Source organism: Streptomyces rubrogriseus (assembly GCF_027947575.1).
Taxonomy (GTDB): domain Bacteria; phylum Actinomycetota; class Actinomycetes; order Streptomycetales; family Streptomycetaceae; genus Streptomyces; species Streptomyces rubrogriseus.
The window spans coordinates 7,352,140-7,368,056 of the sequence record NZ_CP116256.1 but is presented as its reverse complement, the minus strand read 5'-3'; the positions used below and the strand labels follow the sequence as shown (position 1 = coordinate 7,368,056).

General features: G+C 72.3%; 13 protein-coding genes. 9 read left to right on the top strand and 4 right to left on the bottom strand.

All coding sequences use genetic code 11. The features are described 5' to 3' along the window. Positions 1 to 147 precede the first annotated feature (147 nt). Positions 148 to 1,155, top strand: a complete 1,008-nt coding sequence (locus Sru02f_RS32995) for an ATP-binding cassette domain-containing protein (RefSeq protein WP_109033146.1) — start codon at positions 148 to 150, stop codon at positions 1,153 to 1,155. After that, complete coding sequence (locus Sru02f_RS32990; protein WP_003974012.1) at positions 1,152 to 2,009, top strand: ABC transporter permease; 858 nt, start codon at positions 1,152 to 1,154, stop codon at positions 2,007 to 2,009. The genes Sru02f_RS32995 and Sru02f_RS32990 overlap by 4 nt, the downstream gene beginning before the upstream one ends. A gap of 102 nt (positions 2,010 to 2,111) precedes the next feature. On the opposite strand, the gene greA is transcribed toward Sru02f_RS32990, so the two are convergent. Then, positions 2,112 to 2,609 (bottom strand): transcription elongation factor GreA, encoded by a 498-nt coding sequence (gene greA, locus Sru02f_RS32985; protein WP_109033147.1) that lies wholly within the window; start codon positions 2,607 to 2,609, stop codon positions 2,112 to 2,114. A 180-nt stretch (positions 2,610 to 2,789) separates the two neighbouring features. Further along, positions 2,790 to 3,188 (bottom strand): DUF4307 domain-containing protein, encoded by a 399-nt coding sequence (locus Sru02f_RS32980; protein WP_109033148.1) that lies wholly within the window; start codon positions 3,186 to 3,188, stop codon positions 2,790 to 2,792. A 151-nt stretch (positions 3,189 to 3,339) separates the two neighbouring features. On the opposite strand from Sru02f_RS32980, the gene mca reads away from it, so the two are divergent. Next, positions 3,340 to 4,200: a mycothiol conjugate amidase Mca gene (gene mca / locus Sru02f_RS32975; RefSeq protein ID WP_164271803.1), complete on the top strand. Its 861-nt coding sequence runs from the start codon at positions 3,340 to 3,342 to the stop codon at positions 4,198 to 4,200. Continuing rightward, entirely contained in the window at positions 4,193 to 4,429 is a 237-nt protein-coding gene (locus tag Sru02f_RS32970; RefSeq protein WP_003974008.1) for a hypothetical protein, read from the top strand. The genes mca and Sru02f_RS32970 overlap by 8 nt, the downstream gene beginning before the upstream one ends. Positions 4,430 to 4,492: 63 nt before the next feature. On the opposite strand, the gene Sru02f_RS32965 is transcribed toward Sru02f_RS32970, so the two are convergent. Further along, positions 4,493 to 5,740, bottom strand: a complete 1,248-nt coding sequence (locus tag Sru02f_RS32965; RefSeq protein ID WP_373103752.1) for a tetratricopeptide repeat protein — start codon at positions 5,738 to 5,740, stop codon at positions 4,493 to 4,495. Beyond that, positions 5,700 to 7,772 (bottom strand): NB-ARC domain-containing protein, encoded by a 2,073-nt coding sequence (locus Sru02f_RS32960; protein ID WP_373103633.1) that lies wholly within the window; start codon positions 7,770 to 7,772, stop codon positions 5,700 to 5,702. The genes Sru02f_RS32965 and Sru02f_RS32960 overlap by 41 nt, the downstream gene beginning before the upstream one ends. A 582-nt stretch (positions 7,773 to 8,354) precedes the next feature. Between Sru02f_RS32960 and Sru02f_RS32955 the strand changes: the two genes are divergently transcribed. The 5 genes from Sru02f_RS32955 (at position 8,355) to Sru02f_RS32935 (ending at position 15,909) form a co-directional block, all read left to right on the top strand. Then, positions 8,355 to 9,848 carry a xanthine dehydrogenase small subunit gene (locus Sru02f_RS32955; protein WP_109033151.1) on the top strand — a complete coding sequence of 498 codons (1,494 nt, stop codon included), beginning with the start codon at positions 8,355 to 8,357 and terminating at the stop codon, positions 9,846 to 9,848. After that, positions 9,845 to 12,262 (top strand): xanthine dehydrogenase molybdopterin binding subunit, encoded by a 2,418-nt coding sequence (gene xdhB / locus Sru02f_RS32950; protein WP_109033152.1) that lies wholly within the window; start codon positions 9,845 to 9,847, stop codon positions 12,260 to 12,262. The genes Sru02f_RS32955 and xdhB overlap by 4 nt, the downstream gene beginning before the upstream one ends. A 1-nt stretch (position 12,263) precedes the next feature. Then, on the top strand, positions 12,264 to 13,073 hold the full coding sequence (xdhC, locus tag Sru02f_RS32945) for a xanthine dehydrogenase accessory protein XdhC (RefSeq protein WP_109033153.1): 810 nt from the start codon (positions 12,264 to 12,266) through the stop codon (positions 13,071 to 13,073). Between the two features lie 194 nt (positions 13,074 to 13,267). Continuing rightward, entirely contained in the window at positions 13,268 to 13,771 is a 504-nt protein-coding gene (locus Sru02f_RS32940) for a nucleoside deaminase (protein WP_109033154.1), read from the top strand. A 95-nt stretch (positions 13,772 to 13,866) separates the two neighbouring features. Beyond that, a complete protein-coding gene (locus Sru02f_RS32935; RefSeq protein WP_167469666.1) occupies positions 13,867 to 15,909 on the top strand; it encodes a thioredoxin domain-containing protein in 2,043 nt (680 codons plus the stop codon). The last annotated feature ends 8 nt before the right edge of the window (positions 15,910 to 15,917 follow it).

Here is a 15,917-nt window from a genome sequence, read left to right as displayed (position 1 = left end):
ACCGGCGGCCACTTCGTCACTCGTTCGAGCAAGTGCATTGTGAGACGCGATACATCGCGTTATGGTGTGTCGTAAATCGCTCGCTGAGCGCGGCGAAACGTACAAACCTAGGCTTTCCGAAGAATCCCCGACGACGTGGAGACTCACATGCCAGGCGCCATCTATGCCGAAGGCCTGGTGAAGACCTTCGGTGACGTAAGGGCTCTCGACGGCGTCGACCTCGACGTTCCCGAGGGCACGGTCCTGGGCCTGCTCGGGCCGAACGGCGCGGGCAAGACCACCGCCGTCCGCTGCCTCACGACCCTACTGCGCCCCGACAGCGGCAAGGCGGTCGTCGCGGGCATCGACGTCCTCAGGCAGCCCAACGAGGTACGCCGCTCCATCGGCCTCTCCGGCCAGTTCGCCGCGGTCGACGAGTACCTGACGGGCCGCGAGAACCTGCAAATGGTGGGCCAGCTCTACCAGATGAAGGGCAAGGCGGCGAAGGCGCGGGCCGCCGAGCTGCTCGACCAGTTCCACCTCTCGGACGCCGCCGACCGCCCCACCAAGACGTACTCGGGAGGCATGCGCCGCCGGCTCGACCTGGCGGCCGCCCTGGTCGTCTCCCCGCCCGTCATGTTCATGGACGAACCCACGACCGGCCTCGACCCCCGCAACCGGCAGGAGCTGTGGGAGGTCATCAAACAGCTGGTCGCGGGCGGTACGACCCTCCTGCTCACCACCCAGTACCTGGAAGAGGCCGACCACCTCGCGCACGACATCGCGGTCGTCGACCACGGCCGCGTCATCGCCCGGGGCACCTCCGACCAGCTCAAGGCCCGCACCGGGGGAGAGCGCGTCGAGGTCGTGGTCCACGACCGCGGCCGCATGGCGACGGCCTCCGAGGTGCTCGCCGGATTCGGCAAGGGCTCGACCACGGTCGAGGAGCACACCCGCAAGCTGACCGTGCCCGTCACGGGCGGCGCCAAGCTGCTCGCCGAGGTCATCCGCGAACTCGACGTCCGCGGTATCGAGATCGACGACATCGGCCTGCGCCGCCCCACCCTCGACGACGTGTTCCTCTCCCTCACCGGCCACGTGGCCGAGGCGGCGGACGAGACGAACGGCTCGGCGGACGACGCCGGCCACGAGCAGGAGAAGGAGACCGCCAAGTGAGCGCCGCCACCGACGCCGCGCCGGTCACGGCGTCCGCCAACCCCATCGGCCAGTCCGTCCGGGACTCGCTGGTCATCGCCCGCCGAAACCTGATCCGGATGACCCGGATCCCGGAGATGGTCCTGTTCGGGATCATCCAGCCGGTGATGTTCGTCATCCTGTTCACGTACGTCTTCGGCGGTTCCATCAAGGTCGGCAGCACCACCGACTCGGACGTCTACAAGGACTTCCTGATGGCGGGGATCTTCGCGCAGACCGTCACCTTCGCCACCGCCGGATCGGCGGCCGGTATCGCCGACGACATGCAGAAGGGGCTCGTCGATCGCTTCCGGTCCCTGCCGATGGCGCGAGGCGCGGTGCTGACCGGACGGACCGTCGCGGACCTGGTGCAGACGTCGATCACCCTGCTCGTCCTGGCGATCGTCGCGCTGCTCGTGGGCTGGCGCACCGGATCGGCGGAGCCGACCAACATCGGGAGGGTGCTGGCGGGCTTCGGGCTGCTTCTGCTCCTGGGGTACGCCTTCACGTGGATCGGCGCCCTGATCGGCCTGTCCGTTCGGACACCGGAGGCGGCGACCTCCGGAGGGATCATCTGGCTGTTCCCCGTGACCTTCGTGTCCAACGCCTTCGTCGACCCCACCCAGATGACGCCGTGGCTCCGCCATGTCGCCGAGTGGAACCCGTTCAGCGCGGTCGTCCAGGCGTGCCGCGAGCTGTTCGGGAACCCGGGCGTCGTGCAGTCGGACGCCTGGCCCATGCAGCACCCGGTCTGGGCGACGCTCACCTACTCGATCGTGATCGTCCTGATCTTCAGGACACTGGCAGTGCGCAAGTACCGCAGAGCGGCCGGCTGACGACGAGGGTCGAGAGGGACGACCGGTCGGCAGGGCGGCAGGACATCGACGAGCCCCCGGTGTCACGGGGACACCGGGGGCTCGTCGGCAGTAGGCGGCGGGTCAGCCGTTGTACGGCTCGGCCTTGAGGATCCTCACCGAGGCCGGCTTGCCGTTGGGCAGCTCGTACTGCGCGTCGTCGCCGACCTTGTGGCCGAGGACGCCCGAGCCGAGCGGGGACTGCGGAGAGTACGTCTCGATGTCCGAGCTCGCGTACTCGCGCGAGGCGAGCAGGAAGGTCAGCGTGTCGTCCTCGTCGCCGTCGAAGGCGATCGTGACGACCATGCCGGGCGCCACGACGCCGCCGGCGGCCGGGGCCTCGCCCACCTTGGCGCTTTCGAGCAGCTGGGTCAGCTGGCGCACGCGGAGCTCCTGCTTGCCCTGCTCCTCCTTCGCCGCGTGGTACCCGCCGTTCTCACGCAGGTCCCCCTCCTCACGAGCCGCGGCGATCTTGGCAGAGATCTCGGTGCGCGCAGGACCAGTAAGGTATTCAAGCTCCTCCTTGAGCTTGTTGTACGCCTCCTGGGTCAGCCAGGTGACGTTCTCGCTGGTCTGGGTCACGGGTGCTCCTCGTTGGTACTGGGAATACAAATCAACGCCCTACCCAGAAGGATGTTCCTTCACGGAAGGGCGAAACCACGAGCCTAACAATTCAGTGGCCAAAGGGGGAGGACATAAGCCACCAGATTCCTGTCACCGCAGGTCAGGCGGCAGGTATTGGCGCCAGTGGGGCTCGCCGCATCACTCCGGATGGCAGCCGAGCAGCTCGGCCGACGTCCCGGCGGCCTTGGTCCGCAGCGTGACGACCTTGTCGATGCGGGTGTCGTCCCCGTCGAAGCGGAAGTCGGCCCGGCCCACCTCGTCGCCGTCCTCCGCCTGGGAGCGCACCGTGCAGTAGCCGGTGACGCCGGCGTCCTTGCGGACCTCCAGGTGCACCTGCACCGAGTCCTCGGCGAGCTCGAAGCCGATCAGCTCGCCGCTGATCTTGTTCTGACCGACGTAGTGGTAGCCGAACCAGCCGATCAGTGCGAGCAGGAGCGCGCCGAGCACGGCGCCGACGATCTTGAGCGTGCGGTCGGCCTGCTCGACCGAGGAGCGGCCGTAGCGGCCCTGAGGAGTCCGCGTGCTCGCCGTGCTCATGATCGTCCTCTCCGCGGGAGCGGGTCCGGGTTCTCGGGCCCCGGAATTATTCCGCTCCCGATTCGGTCACTATAGAAGCCTGCGATTGCGCCGCTGCACGCCGGGGCGCCGACTGACCGAGGATTGAGTCTTGACTGACCAGCTGCGACTGATGGCCGTTCACGCCCACCCCGACGACGAGTCGAGCAAGGGCGCGGCCACCATGGCGAAGTACGTGTCCGAGGGGGTGGACGTGCTGGTGGTGACCTGCACGGGCGGGGAGCGCGGCTCCATCCTCAACCCGAAGCTCCAGGGGGACGCGTACATCGAGGAGAACATCCACGAGGTGCGCAGGAAGGAGATGGACGAGGCCCGGGAGATCCTGGGCGTGGGGCAGGAGTGGCTCGGCTTCGTCGACTCCGGGCTGCCCGAGGGCGACCCGCTGCCGCCGCTGCCGGAGGGCTGCTTCGCCCTGGAGGACGTCGACAAGGCGGCCGGCGAGCTGGTGCGGAAGATCCGCTCCTTCCGGCCCCAGGTGATCACCACCTACGACGAGAACGGCGGCTACCCGCACCCCGACCACATCATGACCCACAAGATCACGATGGTGGCGTTCGAGGGCGCGGCGGACACCGAGAAGTACCCGGAGGGCGAGTACGGGACGGCGTACCAGCCGCTGAAGGTCTACTACAACCAGGGCTTCAACCGGCCCCGCACCGAGGCGCTGCACCACGCGCTGCTGGACCGCGGCCTGGAGTCGCCCTACGAGGACTGGCTCAAGCGCTGGTCGGAGTTCGAGCGCAAGGAGCGCACCCTCACCACGCACGTGCCCTGCGCGGACTTCTTCGAGATCCGCGACAAGGCGCTGATCGCGCACGCCACGCAGATCGACCCCGAGGGGGGCTGGTTCCGGGTGCCGATGGAGATCCAGAAGGAGGTCTGGCCGACCGAGGAGTACGAGCTGGCCAAGTCCCTCGTGGAAACCTCCCTCCCCGAGGACGACCTCTTCGCGGGCATCCGGGACAATGCCTGACATGAGTGCAAGCGCAAGCCTGGCAATGACGCACCTCGTCACCCTCGCCGAGCTCGACGAGGACAAGGTCACCCCCGGTGTCCTCGGGTTCATCGTGTTCGCGGTGATGGCCCTGGCGGTGTGGGGTCTGATGAAGTCCATGAACCGGCACATGGGCAAGGTGGACTTCAAGGAGCCGGCGGAGCAGGACGCCTCCGCCGGCCCCGAGGCGAAGCCCCAGCGGGGCTGACCCCGGTCGGCCGCCCCGAGGGCGGGCGGCCCCGGCCTCAGGGCGTGACCGCCACGCCCAGCCTCAGGCCGTGACCGCCACGCCCATCACCTCCCGCGCCTGGCGGCCCGGGACCATGCCCAGGCGCCAGGCCTGCCAGCCCGCCTCCAGCTGTACGCCGCGCTCCAGCAGGAGCTGGTAGGCGTCCACGTAGTCGTTCAGCTTGGTGTCGCGGGCGGGATGGCGTGCGCGGGACAGCTGGGCCAGCTCCTCCTGCGCCACCGCCGTGCCGATCTCCACCCCGCCGGGGGCGGCGTAGGGCAGCAGCGTGCAGCGCAGGAAGCGGGCCCAGTCCTCGCCGCGCCGGTCGCCGTACCCGGCGAACAGTGCGGCGGCCTCGTCGCACAGGGCCAGCGCCTGCGGCGTACGCGCGTTGCCCGCGTCCACGACCGCCAGCTCCAGGCAGGTCCATGCCTCGCCGTGCCCGACGCCGATGCGCTGGAAGTCGGCGCGCGCGTCGACCAGGAGCTGCCGGGCGAAGCCCGAGTTGCGCAGGGAACCGGTCTGGGCGGCGCGCTGGTCCCGGGTGACCCGCGCCGAGTGGTGCCGGGCGCAGGCCAGGCCGTACACGTCCCGCATCCGGGAGAACATCGTGCGGGAGCGTTCCAGTGCGCGCACCGACTGGTCCAGGGCGCCCGTCTCCTCCAGTGCCTGGCCCAGGTAGTAGATGGTCCACGCCTTGCCGCGCGCGTCTTCGTTCTCCCGGTGCCGGGTCTCCGCCCGTCGCAGCCCCTCCACCGCCGCGGACACGTCCCCGTCCACCAGGCGGGCCCGCGCCAGCTGGGTCAGCGCCCAGGCCTCGCCGCGGGCGTCCTGGGTGCGGCCGTACAGGTCCAGGGCGGCCCGCAGGTCCGACTCCGCGCCCGGCACGTCGCCCATCCGCAGGTGCAGCTGGCCGAGCTGGAAGTGGGCCCACGCCTGGCCGTGCACCGACTCGCCCGCGCGGTGCAGCACCAGCGACTCGGTGAGCAGCTCCAGCGCCTCGGCCAGCCGGGCCCGGTCGCGCTGCACCGCCGCCAGCGCGTGCAGCGTCCACGCCCGGTCCGTGGCCAGCTCCGGCGCGGCCTGGAGGTCCAGCGCCTCCTGGAGCTTGGCCGCCGCGTCGGTCAGGTTGCCCTGGTGGTGCAGCGTGATCCCCAGCGAGCACAGGGCCCGCGCCGCACCGGCGTCGTGATGGGCGTCCCGGTACAGGTCGACCACGGAGGCCAGCGTCGTACGCGCCTTGTCCAGCTCACCGAGCTGCCGGGCCGCGATACCGGTGCGCCACTGCACCGAGCGCACCAGCAGCCCCTGGTCCACGGACTGCGCCAGCTCGTTGATCTCGCCCAGCCGGTAGAGGTCGCCGCGCAGCAGGCAGTAGTCGCACAGCGCGCCCAGCAGGTTCAGCACCGTGCCCTGGTCGACGCCCTCCGCGTGCCTGAGCGCCGCCGTGATGAAGCTCGACTCGTCGTCCAGCCAGCGCAGCGCCTCGTCCAGGGACGTGAAGCCGTACTGCCCGAACTGGTTGGAGCGGGTCGACATGTTGCCGTCGACCAGCCGCAGTACGGAGTCGGCCAGCTCGGCGTAGTTGGCGATGAGCCGTTCCTGTGCGGCCGTCCGCTCGCCGGGCTCCTCCTCGTCGGCGAGGCGGGCGCGGGCGAAGGCGCGCACCACGTCGTGCAGGCGGTAGCGGCTGCCCCGGACGTGGTCGATCAGTCCCGCCCGCGACAGCGCCGCGAGCTGCCGGGTCGCCTCCGTCTCGTCCGTGGCCAGCAGCGCGGCCGCGGCGGCGGCACCCAGCGAGGTGCGCCCGGCCAGCGCCAGCCGGCGCAGCAGCCGCCGGGCCTAGCTCCGACTGGTCGGTGTAGCGCAGCCACAGCGCCCGCTCGACCGGTTCCACCGGGCCGTAGGCGGCCAGGTCGGTCGCCAGCGCGCGCGGCGAGCGCGGGCCCAACGACGACCCGGCGATACGCAGCGCCAGCGGCAGCCCGCCGCACAGCTGCCGGATCTGCTCGCTCGACTCGGCGTCGTACGGGCCGGACGCGTCCTCGGCGGCGGCGCCCAGCAGCTCCTCCGCGCCCGCCGCGTCCAGCGCCTCCACGGGCAGGTCGTACACCCGGGCGGGCAGGTCCGGCGGAAGCCGCAGTGCCTGGCGCGCGGTGACCAGCACCAGGCTGTCCGACCGCTCCGGCACCAGCGTGCGCACCTGCTCGGGATCCGAGGCGTCGTCGAGGACGACGGTGACCGGGACACCCGTCAGATGCTGGTGGTACAGCTCGCTGAGCCGCTTGACCTGCTGGTCCGCGGACGAGCGCTCCCGGAACAGCAGCTGTTCGCGCGGCGCCCCGAGCCGGTTCAGCAGGTGCAGCAGGGCGTCCCGGGTGCTCAGCGGCGACTCCCCGCCCTCCACGGAGCCGGCCGGTCCCGGTCCGCCGGACCCGCCGCCGCCCGCCGTGGAGCCGCCCGCCGTGGAGCCGCCCGCCGCCGACCCGGCCCCGCGCAGGTCGACCAGGCAGGCCCCGCGGAAGTAGTCCCGCAGCTCGTGGACGGCCCGGACCGCAAGCGTCGTACGGCCGCTGCCGGGCGCCCCGTGCAGCACCACCACCGTCGGTTTGGTCTCCGTGCTCGCGCGGGCCGCCTGCACCCACTGCCGCAGCCGCGCCATCTCCGCCCGCCGGCCCGCGAACGCGCCCTCCGGTTCGGGCAGTTGCCCGAACGACTGCTCCAGCGCGCTGCGTCCCCGGGCGGCCGCGCTCTTGTCCGCGCCCCGCAGCTTCGGCCCGGTCTTGGCCGGTCCGGTGGACGCGGCGAGCATCCGCTGCTGGTCCAGGAACGGCCGGATGCCGCGCACCTCCAGCGCGGTGAGCCACTGCAGCCGCAACTGCTCGGGCCCGCCGGGCTGGCTGACCGCCCCGGCCCGGTGGTGGGCGGCCGGCACATGGGCCCCGACCACCTTCACCACGGTCGCCGCCGCGCCGACGACCCCGACCGTCACGCCCGCGCCCACCGCGGTGCCGGTGCCGGTGCCCAGCGCCACGTCGGCCACCACCGCGGCGACCGCGGCCACGGCGGCCACCAGCAGGGGCGTGCCGGCGCCCTCACGGGCGTAGCGCTGGCGGAAGGTGAGCTGTCCCGCCGCCGCCTCGTCGAGGGCGTGCGTGTAGGCCGAGTACTCCTCGCCGGCCGTGCCCGCCATCGCGTCCAGCGCGGCGCGGGCCCGGGAGAGCAGTACGTTCCCGTCCGTGCGTCCGCCCGAACGCCGTACCTCCTCCTCCACGGCCCGCCTGAGCAGCCCTTCGGCCTCCGCCCGATGACTGTCCCGCATGTCGCGCCCCCTCCGGCGGCATCGGTGTCCTGCCGGGTCGCCCCAGGCGCCCCGGTGGCCCCAAGCGTCCCAGGGGCCCTTCCGGCCCATCCCCGGGTCCTTCCCCGGTTAAGCGTGGGTCAAGTGTCCTGCGACGAGGAGACCCTGGGGAGGTGTGGTCCGCACCGGCCGGGAAAATCGACGAATTCCGCTCTTGACCCCGGTGACCGAAGCCACTAATTTGCCAGGGAAGCCGACCCATGACTACCGACAGGAGGCGACCGGCAGATGTACACCAACTCTGACCTGAGCCGCCTCGCCCGCCGCACGGTGTGGGTTTCGGGTCGGGTCGCGCACGGCTGCTGACACGCCGTTCCGCTGTGCCCCCCGCGTGGCACATTCCGGGTTTCCCCCTCACTTTCACCACTTCACGGCATGCCGTTGTCGCGTGCCGATGTGCGCTCGCCTCTCCACCGCGGCGCGTCCGGACATAGAAAGCTGCCCGAAATTGGCGAACACGATGAATCCACCTGCCCCGAATCCACCCGCCTCGAATCCACCCGCCCCGAATCGATCTGCCCCGATTCGAATTGAAGGTCTGTCATGGTGACGGCACGGATCACGGTCAACGGAAAAGAAGCACCGATCGCACCGGCCGCCCCGCACACCACGGTGCTCGACTTCCTGCGCGAGCGCGGCCTCACCGGGACCAAGGAGGGCTGCGCGGAGGGCGAGTGCGGCGCCTGTTCGGTCCTGGTGGCGCGCCCGGGGGTGAACAAGCCCACCGACTGGGTGCCGGTCAACGCCTGCCTGGTCCCGGTCGCGGCGCTCGACGGGCAGGAGGTCGTCACCTCCGAGGGCCTCGCCACCGTCGAGGCGCCCGGCACGCCGCCCGTCCTGCACCCGGTGCAGGAGGAGATGGCGGTCCGCGGCGGCTCCCAGTGCGGCTACTGCACGCCGGGGTTCGTCTGCAGCATGGCGGCCGAGTACTACCGTCCCGACCGCTGCGCGCACGCGGACCGGGGCCCGGGCGCGACCACCGGCGCCGACGACGGCGACAGCGGCGACGCCGAGCACGGGCCGAACGGCTTCGACCTGCACGCGCTCAGCGGCAACCTGTGCCGCTGCACCGGCTACCGGCCGATCCGCGACGCCGCCTTCGCCGTCGGCACGCCCACCGACCAGGACCCGCTGGCCCGGCGCCGCGAGCAGGAACCGCCCGCGCCGGTCGCCACCGAGTACCGCCAGGACGACAGCGCCTTCCTGCGCCGCAGCACCCTGGCCGAGACCCTGCGACTGCTGCGCGAGCGGCCCGACGCGGTGGTGGTCGCGGGCAGCACCGACTGGGGCGTCGAGGTCAACATCCGCTCCCGCCGGGCGGATTGCGTGATCGCCGTCGACCGGCTGCCCGAACTGCGCGACCTGCGGGTCGAGTCCGACCACGTCGAGATCGGGGCCGCGCTGACGCTCACCGAGATCGAACGCCGCCTGGACGGCAGCGTCCCGCTGCTGGCACAGCTGTTCCCGCAGTTCGCGTCCCGGCTGATCCGCAACGGCGCGACCCTCGGCGGCAACCTGGGCACCGGCTCGCCCATCGGCGACAGCCCGCCGGTGCTGCTGGCGCTGGAGGCGTCGCTGGTGCTCGCCGACGCCGACGGGGAGCGCGAGGTCCCGCTGGCCGACTACTTCACCGGCTACCGGCAGAGCGTGCGCCGGCCCGGCGAGCTGATCCGCGCCGTGCGCCTGCCGCTGCCGCTGTCTCCGGTCACGGCCTTCCACAAGATCGCCAAGCGGCGCTTCGACGACATCTCCAGCGTGGCGGTCGCCTTCGCGCTCGACGTCGAGGACGGCACCGTCCGCAAGGCCCGCATCGGGCTCGGCGGCGTGGCCGCCACCCCGGTCCGCGCGCTCGCCACCGAAGCCGCCCTGGAGGGCCGGCCCTGGACCACCGGGACCGCCGAGGCCGCGGCCGAGGTGCTGCGGGGCGAGGGCACGCCGATGAGCGACCACCGGGCCAGCGCCGGATACCGGGCCGCGATGCTCGGCCAGAGCCTGCTGAAGCTGTACGCACAGACCACCGAGGCGGTGCCGTCATGAGCCACCTGTCCGAGCGTCCCGAGAAGCCCGTCGTCGGCGTCTCCATGCCGCACGAGAGTGCGGTCCAGCACGTCACCGGTGCCGCGCTGTACACCGACGACCTGGTCCAGCGCACCAAGGACGTGCTGCACGCCTACCCGGTCCAGGTCATGAAGGCCCGCGGCCGGGTCACGGCAGTACGCACCGGGGCCGCCCTCGCGGTGCCCGGCGTGGTGCGGGTGCTGACCGGCGCCGACGTGCCCGGTGTCAACGACGCCGGCATGAAGCACGACGAGCCGCTCTTCCCCGACGAGGTCATGTTCCACGGCCACGCGGTCGCCTGGGTGCTCGGCGAGACGCTGGAGGCCGCCAGGATCGGCGCGGCGGCAGTGGAGGTGGACCTCGAGGAACTGCCCTCGGTCATCACGCTCCAGGACGCCGTCGCGGCGGACAGCTACCACGGCGCCCGTCCCGTCATGACGCACGGCGACGTCGACGCGGGCTTCGCCGACTCGGCCCACGTGTTCACCGGCGAGTTCCAGTTCTCCGGCCAGGAGCACTTCTACCTGGAGACACACGCGGCCCTCGCCCAGGTCGACGAGAACGGGCAGGTGTTCATCCAGAGCAGCACCCAGCACCCCTCGGAGACCCAGGAGATCGTCTCGCACGTGCTCGGGGTGCCCGCCCACGAGGTGACCGTGCAGTGCCTGCGGATGGGCGGCGGCTTCGGCGGCAAGGAGATGCAGCCGCACGGGTTCGCGGCCGTCGCCGCGCTCGGCGCCAAACTGACCGGCCGCCCGGTGCGGTTCCGGCTCAACCGCACCCAGGACCTCACCATGTCCGGCAAGCGGCACGGGTTCCACGCCACCTGGAAGATCGGCTTCGACACCGAGGGCCGCATCCAGGCCCTCGACGCCACGCTGACCGCGGACGGCGGCTGGAGCCTGGACCTGTCCGAGCCGGTGCTCGCCCGCGCGCTGTGCCACATCGACAACACGTACTGGATCCCCAACGCCCGGGTCGCCGGGCGCATCGCCAAGACCAACACGGTCTCCAACACCGCCTTCCGCGGCTTCGGCGGCCCGCAGGGCATGCTGGTGATCGAGGACATCCTCGGCCGCTGCGCGCCGCGGCTCGGCGTGGACGCCAAGGAGCTGCGGGAACGCAACTTCTACCGGCCGGGCCAGGGCCAGACGACCCCGTACGGGCAGCCGGTCACCCAGCCCGAGCGGATCGCCGCCGTCTGGCGGCAGGTCCAGGACAACGGCCACATCGCCGACCGCGAGCGCGAGATCGCCGCCTTCAACGCCGCGCACCCGCACACCAAGCGGGCCCTCGCGGTCACCGGCGTGAAGTTCGGCATCTCGTTCAACCTCACCGCCTTCAACCAGGGCGGCGCGCTGGTGCTGATCTACAAGGACGGCTCCGTCCTGATCAACCACGGCGGCACCGAGATGGGCCAGGGCCTGCACACCAAGATGCTCCAGGTGGCCGCGACCACGCTGGGCATCCCGCTGCACAAGGTGCGCCTCGCCCCGACCCGGACCGACAAGGTGCCCAACACCTCCGCCACGGCGGCCAGTTCCGGAGCCGACCTGAACGGCGGGGCGGTGAAGAACGCCTGCGAGCAGCTGCGCGAACGGCTGCTGCGGGTGGCCGCGAGCCAACTGGGCTCCAACGCCGCGGACGTGCGCATCGTTGAGGGCGTCGCACGGAGCCTGGGCAGTGATCAGGAGCTGGCCTGGGACGACCTGGTGCGCACCGCGTACTTCCAGCGGGTCCAGCTCTCCGCGGCCGGCTACTACCGGACCGAGGGGCTGCACTGGGACGCCAAGACGTTCCGGGGGTCGCCGTTCAAGTACTTCGCGATCGGCGCCGCCGCGACCGAGGTGGAGGTGGACGGCTTCACCGGCGCGTACCGCATCCGGCGGGTGGACATCGTGCACGACGTCGGCGACAGCCTGTCCCCGCTGATCGACATCGGCCAGGTCGAGGGCGGGTTCGTGCAGGGCGCGGGCTGGCTGACGCTGGAGGACCTGCGCTGGGACACCGGCGACGGCCCGAACCGCGGCCGTCTGCTGACCCAGGCCGCCAGCACGTACAAGCTGCCGAGCTTCTCGGAGATGCCCGAGGAGTTCAACGTCACCCTCCTGGAGAACGCCACCGAGGAAGGTGCGGTGTTCGGGTCCAAGGCGGTCGGCGAGCCCCCGCTGATGCTGGCGTTCTCGGTGCGCGAGGCGCTGCGGCAGGCGGCCGCCGCGTTCGGGCCGCGGGGGACGGCCGTCGAGCTGGCCTCGCCCGCCACGCCGGAGGCGGTGTACTGGGCGATCGAGTCGGCCCGGCAGGGCGGCACCGCCGGGAACGGCCGCGTCAGCGACGAGGCGGCCGCCGGCGGCGCGGTCCGCACCGGCGTGGAAGCGCTGAGCGGTGCCTGACATGACCTGGGTCGCCGCGGTCGCGCGGTTGCGGGCCCGCCGGGAGCCCGGCGTGCTGGTGACCGTCGCGACCGTGCGCGGCCACGCCCCACGCGACGCCGGTGCCAAGCTCGTCGTGGGGCGGACCGAAACCTGGGGCTCGATCGGTGGCGGCAACGTCGAGGCCGTCGCCGTCGACCGGGCCCGGGAGATGATCGCGGCGGCCGCACCGGAGCCGGAGATGCTGGACTTCGCCCTCAACGACAAGGTGACCAACCGGCACGGCGTGCAGTGCTGCGGCGGCACCGTCGCCGTACTGCTCGAACCGCTGCCGGTGGTCCGGGCGGTGGCGGTCTTCGGCGTCGGCCACGTCGGTCTGGAACTGGCGCGCATCCTGGCCCGCCAGGACCTCGACCTCCACCTGGTCGACAGCCGCGCCGAGCTGCTGGCCGAGGAGCGGCTCGGCGTGCTGTCGGACGCCGTGGCGCAGGTGCACACGCACCACACGCCGCTGCTGCCGGAGGAGGTGCTGGCCGAGCTGCCGCCCGGCACCCACGTCCTGATCATGACCCACGACCACGCCGAGGACGCCGCCCTGTGCGACGCCGCCCTGCGCACGGACCACCTGGGGTCCGTCGGACTGATCGGGTCGGCGGCCAAGTGGGCGCGGTTCCGCAAGCGCCTCGCCGACGAGGGCGGCCACGACGACGCCGTCATCGACCGGATCAAGACCCCGATCGGGTTGGCCGACATCACCGGCAAGGAGCCCGCGACCATCGCCGTGAGCGTGGCGGCGGACCTGCTGCGCACCTTCGAGGCCGACGGGGACTGACCCCCGCCGGGGCGGTCGTCCGCCCTTGTAGGAATCTACGAGGCGTCGGTCGCAGCCGACCCGTAGTTCATGTATTCGGCCCCTGGCCGGGTCTCGTCGGCGAGCTGTGTACTGCTCCTACGCATCCTCCCCGTGAAGCGCACCGGCCCGCACGCCGTACTCCCGCACGCCGCCCCGCCCAAGAAGGAGCACGCATGACGACCGACACCCTCGAGACCGGCATCCGCGAGTTCGAGCGCGCCTGGATGGACAAGGCGATCGAGCTGGCCACCGCCAGCGTCCGCAACGGCGGCGGCCCCTTCGGCGCCCTGATCGCCAAGGGCGGTGAGATCGTCGCCCTCGGCAACAACCAGGTGACCGCCGGCCTCGACCCCACCGCGCACGCCGAGGTCAGCGCCATCCGCGCGGCCTGCAAGGCGCTCGACACGTTCAGCCTGGAAGGCTGCACGCTCGTCACGTCCTGCGAGCCCTGCCCGATGTGCCTCTCCTCGGCCCTGTGGGCCCGCGTCGACCGCCTCGTCTTCTCCGCCGACCGCCACGACGCCGCCGTGGCCGGCTTCGACGACCGCAAGTTCTACGACCTGTTCGAGAAGCGCCCGCAGGCGAACTGGCCCATGACCGTGGAACACCTCGACCTGCCCCACCGCACCCAGCCGTTCGACGCCTGGATCGCCAAGACCGACCGCGTCGACTACTGAGCCCAAGCCTCCCCGAGGCTCCGGCCGCCCCGTCCGTACGCCGCTGCACCCGTGGCGTACGGATGGGGCGGCGGCACGTGCGCGAGGATGGGGGCATGCCCAACCGACTTGCGCAGGCGACGTCCCCCTACCTCCTCCAGCACGCGGAGAACCCGGTCGACTGGTGGCCGTGGGAGGCCGAGGCGTTCGAAGAGGCCCGGCGGCGCGGCGTCCCCGTCCTGCTGAGCGTCGGCTACAGCGCGTGCCACTGGTGCCACGTCATGGCGCACGAGTCGTTCGAGGACGGGCCCACCGCCCAGTACCTCAACTCGCACTTCGTCAGCGTCAAGGTCGACCGCGAGGAGCGCCCCGACGTCGACGCCGTCTACATGGAGGCCGTGCAGGCGGCCACCGGTCAGGGCGGCTGGCCCATGACCGTGTTCCTCACGCCCGACGCGGAGCCCTTCTACTTCGGCACCTACTTCCCGCCCGAGCCCCGGCACGGCATGCCCTCCTTCCGCCAGGTGCTCCAGGGCGTCCAGCAGGCCTGGGCGGAACGGCGCGGCGAGGTCGACGAGGTCGCCGGGAAGATCGTTCGGGACCTCGCCGGGCGGGAGATCGCCTACGGCGACGCCCAGGCACCGGGCGAGGAGCAGCTCGGGCAGGCGCTGCTCGGGCTCACCCGCGAGTACGACGCGCAGCGCGGCGGGTTCGGCGGGGCGCCGAAGTTCCCGCCGTCCATGGTGATCGAGTTCCTGCTGCGCCACCACGCCCGCACCGGCGCCGAGGGCGCGCTCCAGATGGCGGCCGACACCTGCGAGCGGATGGCCCGCGGCGGCATCTACGACCAGCTGGGCGGCGGCTTCGCCCGCTACTCCGTGGACCGCGAGTGGGTCGTGCCGCACTTCGAGAAGATGCTGTACGACAACGCGCTGCTGTGCCGCGTGTACGCCCACCTGTGGCGGGCCACCGGCTCGGACCTGGCCCGCCGGGTCGCGCTGGAGACCGCCGACTTCATGGTGCGGGAACTGCGCACCGCCGAGGGCGGGTTCGCCTCCGCACTGGACGCGGACAGCGACGACGGCACGGGCCGGCACGTCGAGGGCGCGTACTACGTGTGGACGCCCGCGCAGCTCACCGAGATCCTCGGCGCCGAGGACGCGGAGCTGGCCGCGCAGTACTTCGGCGTGACCGAGGACGGCACCTTCGAGCACGGCGCCTCCGTGCTGCAACTGCCGCAGCAGGAGGGCGTCTTCGACGCCGCGCGGGTCGCGTCGGTGCGGGAGCGGCTGCTCGCCGCGCGGGACGGTCGCCCCGCCCCGGGCCGGGACGACAAGGTGGTCGCCGCCTGGAACGGCCTGGCGATCGCCGCGCTCGCCGAGACCGGCGCCTACTTCGAACGCCCCGACCTGGTCGAGGCCGCCGTCGCCGCCGCCGACCTGCTGGTGCGCCTGCACCTGGACGAGCAGGTCAGGCTCACCCGCACCAGCAAGGACGGCCGGGCCGGAGCCAACGCCGGGGTGCTGGAGGACTACGCCGACGTGGCCGAGGGCTTCCTCGCGCTGGCGTCGGTCACCGGGGAGGGCGTCTGGCTGGACTTCGCCGGTTTCCTGCTCGACCACGTCCTCACCCGCTTCACCGACGAGTCCGGCTCGCTGTACGACACCGCGGCCGACGCCGAGCAGTTGATCCGCCGCCCGCAGGACCCCACCGACAACGCCACCCCGTCCGGCTGGAGCGCCGCCGCGGGCGCCCTGCTCTCGTACGCCGCGCACACCGGCTCCGCACCCCACCGCGTCGCCGCCGAACGCGCCCTCGGCGTGGTGAAGGCGCTCGGCCCGCGCGTCCCGCGCTTCATCGGCTGGGGCCTGGCGGCCGCCGAGGCGCTGCTCGACGGCCCGCGCGAGGTCGCCGTGGTCGCCCCGGACCCGGCCGACCCCGCCGCGCGCGGGCTGCACCGTACGGCACTGCTCGGGACCGCGCCCGGGGCGGTCGTCGCCTTCGGGACGGAGGGCAGCGACGAGTTCCCGCTGCTCGCCGACCGGCCCCTGGTGGGCGGGGCACCGGCCGCGTACGTCTGCCGGAACTTCACCTGCGACGCACCGACCACCGACCCGGCCCGGCTGCGTACGGCACTGGGCGTCGCCCCGAGCAGCTGAGCCGGCGC

Coding starts and splice junctions, on each gene's coding strand:
- Sru02f_RS32995 (WP_109033146.1), top strand. CDS start 148: ATGCCAGGCGCCATCTATGCCGAAGGCCTGGTGAAGACCTTCGGTGAC.
- Sru02f_RS32970 (WP_003974008.1), top strand. CDS start 4,193: ATGCCTGACATGAGTGCAAGCGCAAGCCTGGCAATGACGCACCTCGTC.
- mca (WP_164271803.1), top strand. CDS start 3,340: ATGGCCGTTCACGCCCACCCCGACGACGAGTCGAGCAAGGGCGCGGCC.
- Sru02f_RS32960 (WP_373103633.1), bottom strand. CDS start 7,772: ATGCGGGACAGTCATCGGGCGGAGGCCGAAGGGCTGCTCAGGCGGGCC.
- Sru02f_RS32935 (WP_167469666.1), top strand. CDS start 13,867: ATGCCCAACCGACTTGCGCAGGCGACGTCCCCCTACCTCCTCCAGCAC.
- Sru02f_RS32955 (WP_109033151.1), top strand. CDS start 8,355: ATGGTGACGGCACGGATCACGGTCAACGGAAAAGAAGCACCGATCGCA.
- Sru02f_RS32980 (WP_109033148.1), bottom strand. CDS start 3,188: ATGAGCACGGCGAGCACGCGGACTCCTCAGGGCCGCTACGGCCGCTCC.
- xdhC (WP_109033153.1), top strand. CDS start 12,264: ATGACCTGGGTCGCCGCGGTCGCGCGGTTGCGGGCCCGCCGGGAGCCC.
- Sru02f_RS32940 (WP_109033154.1), top strand. CDS start 13,268: ATGACGACCGACACCCTCGAGACCGGCATCCGCGAGTTCGAGCGCGCC.
- xdhB (WP_109033152.1), top strand. CDS start 9,845: ATGAGCCACCTGTCCGAGCGTCCCGAGAAGCCCGTCGTCGGCGTCTCC.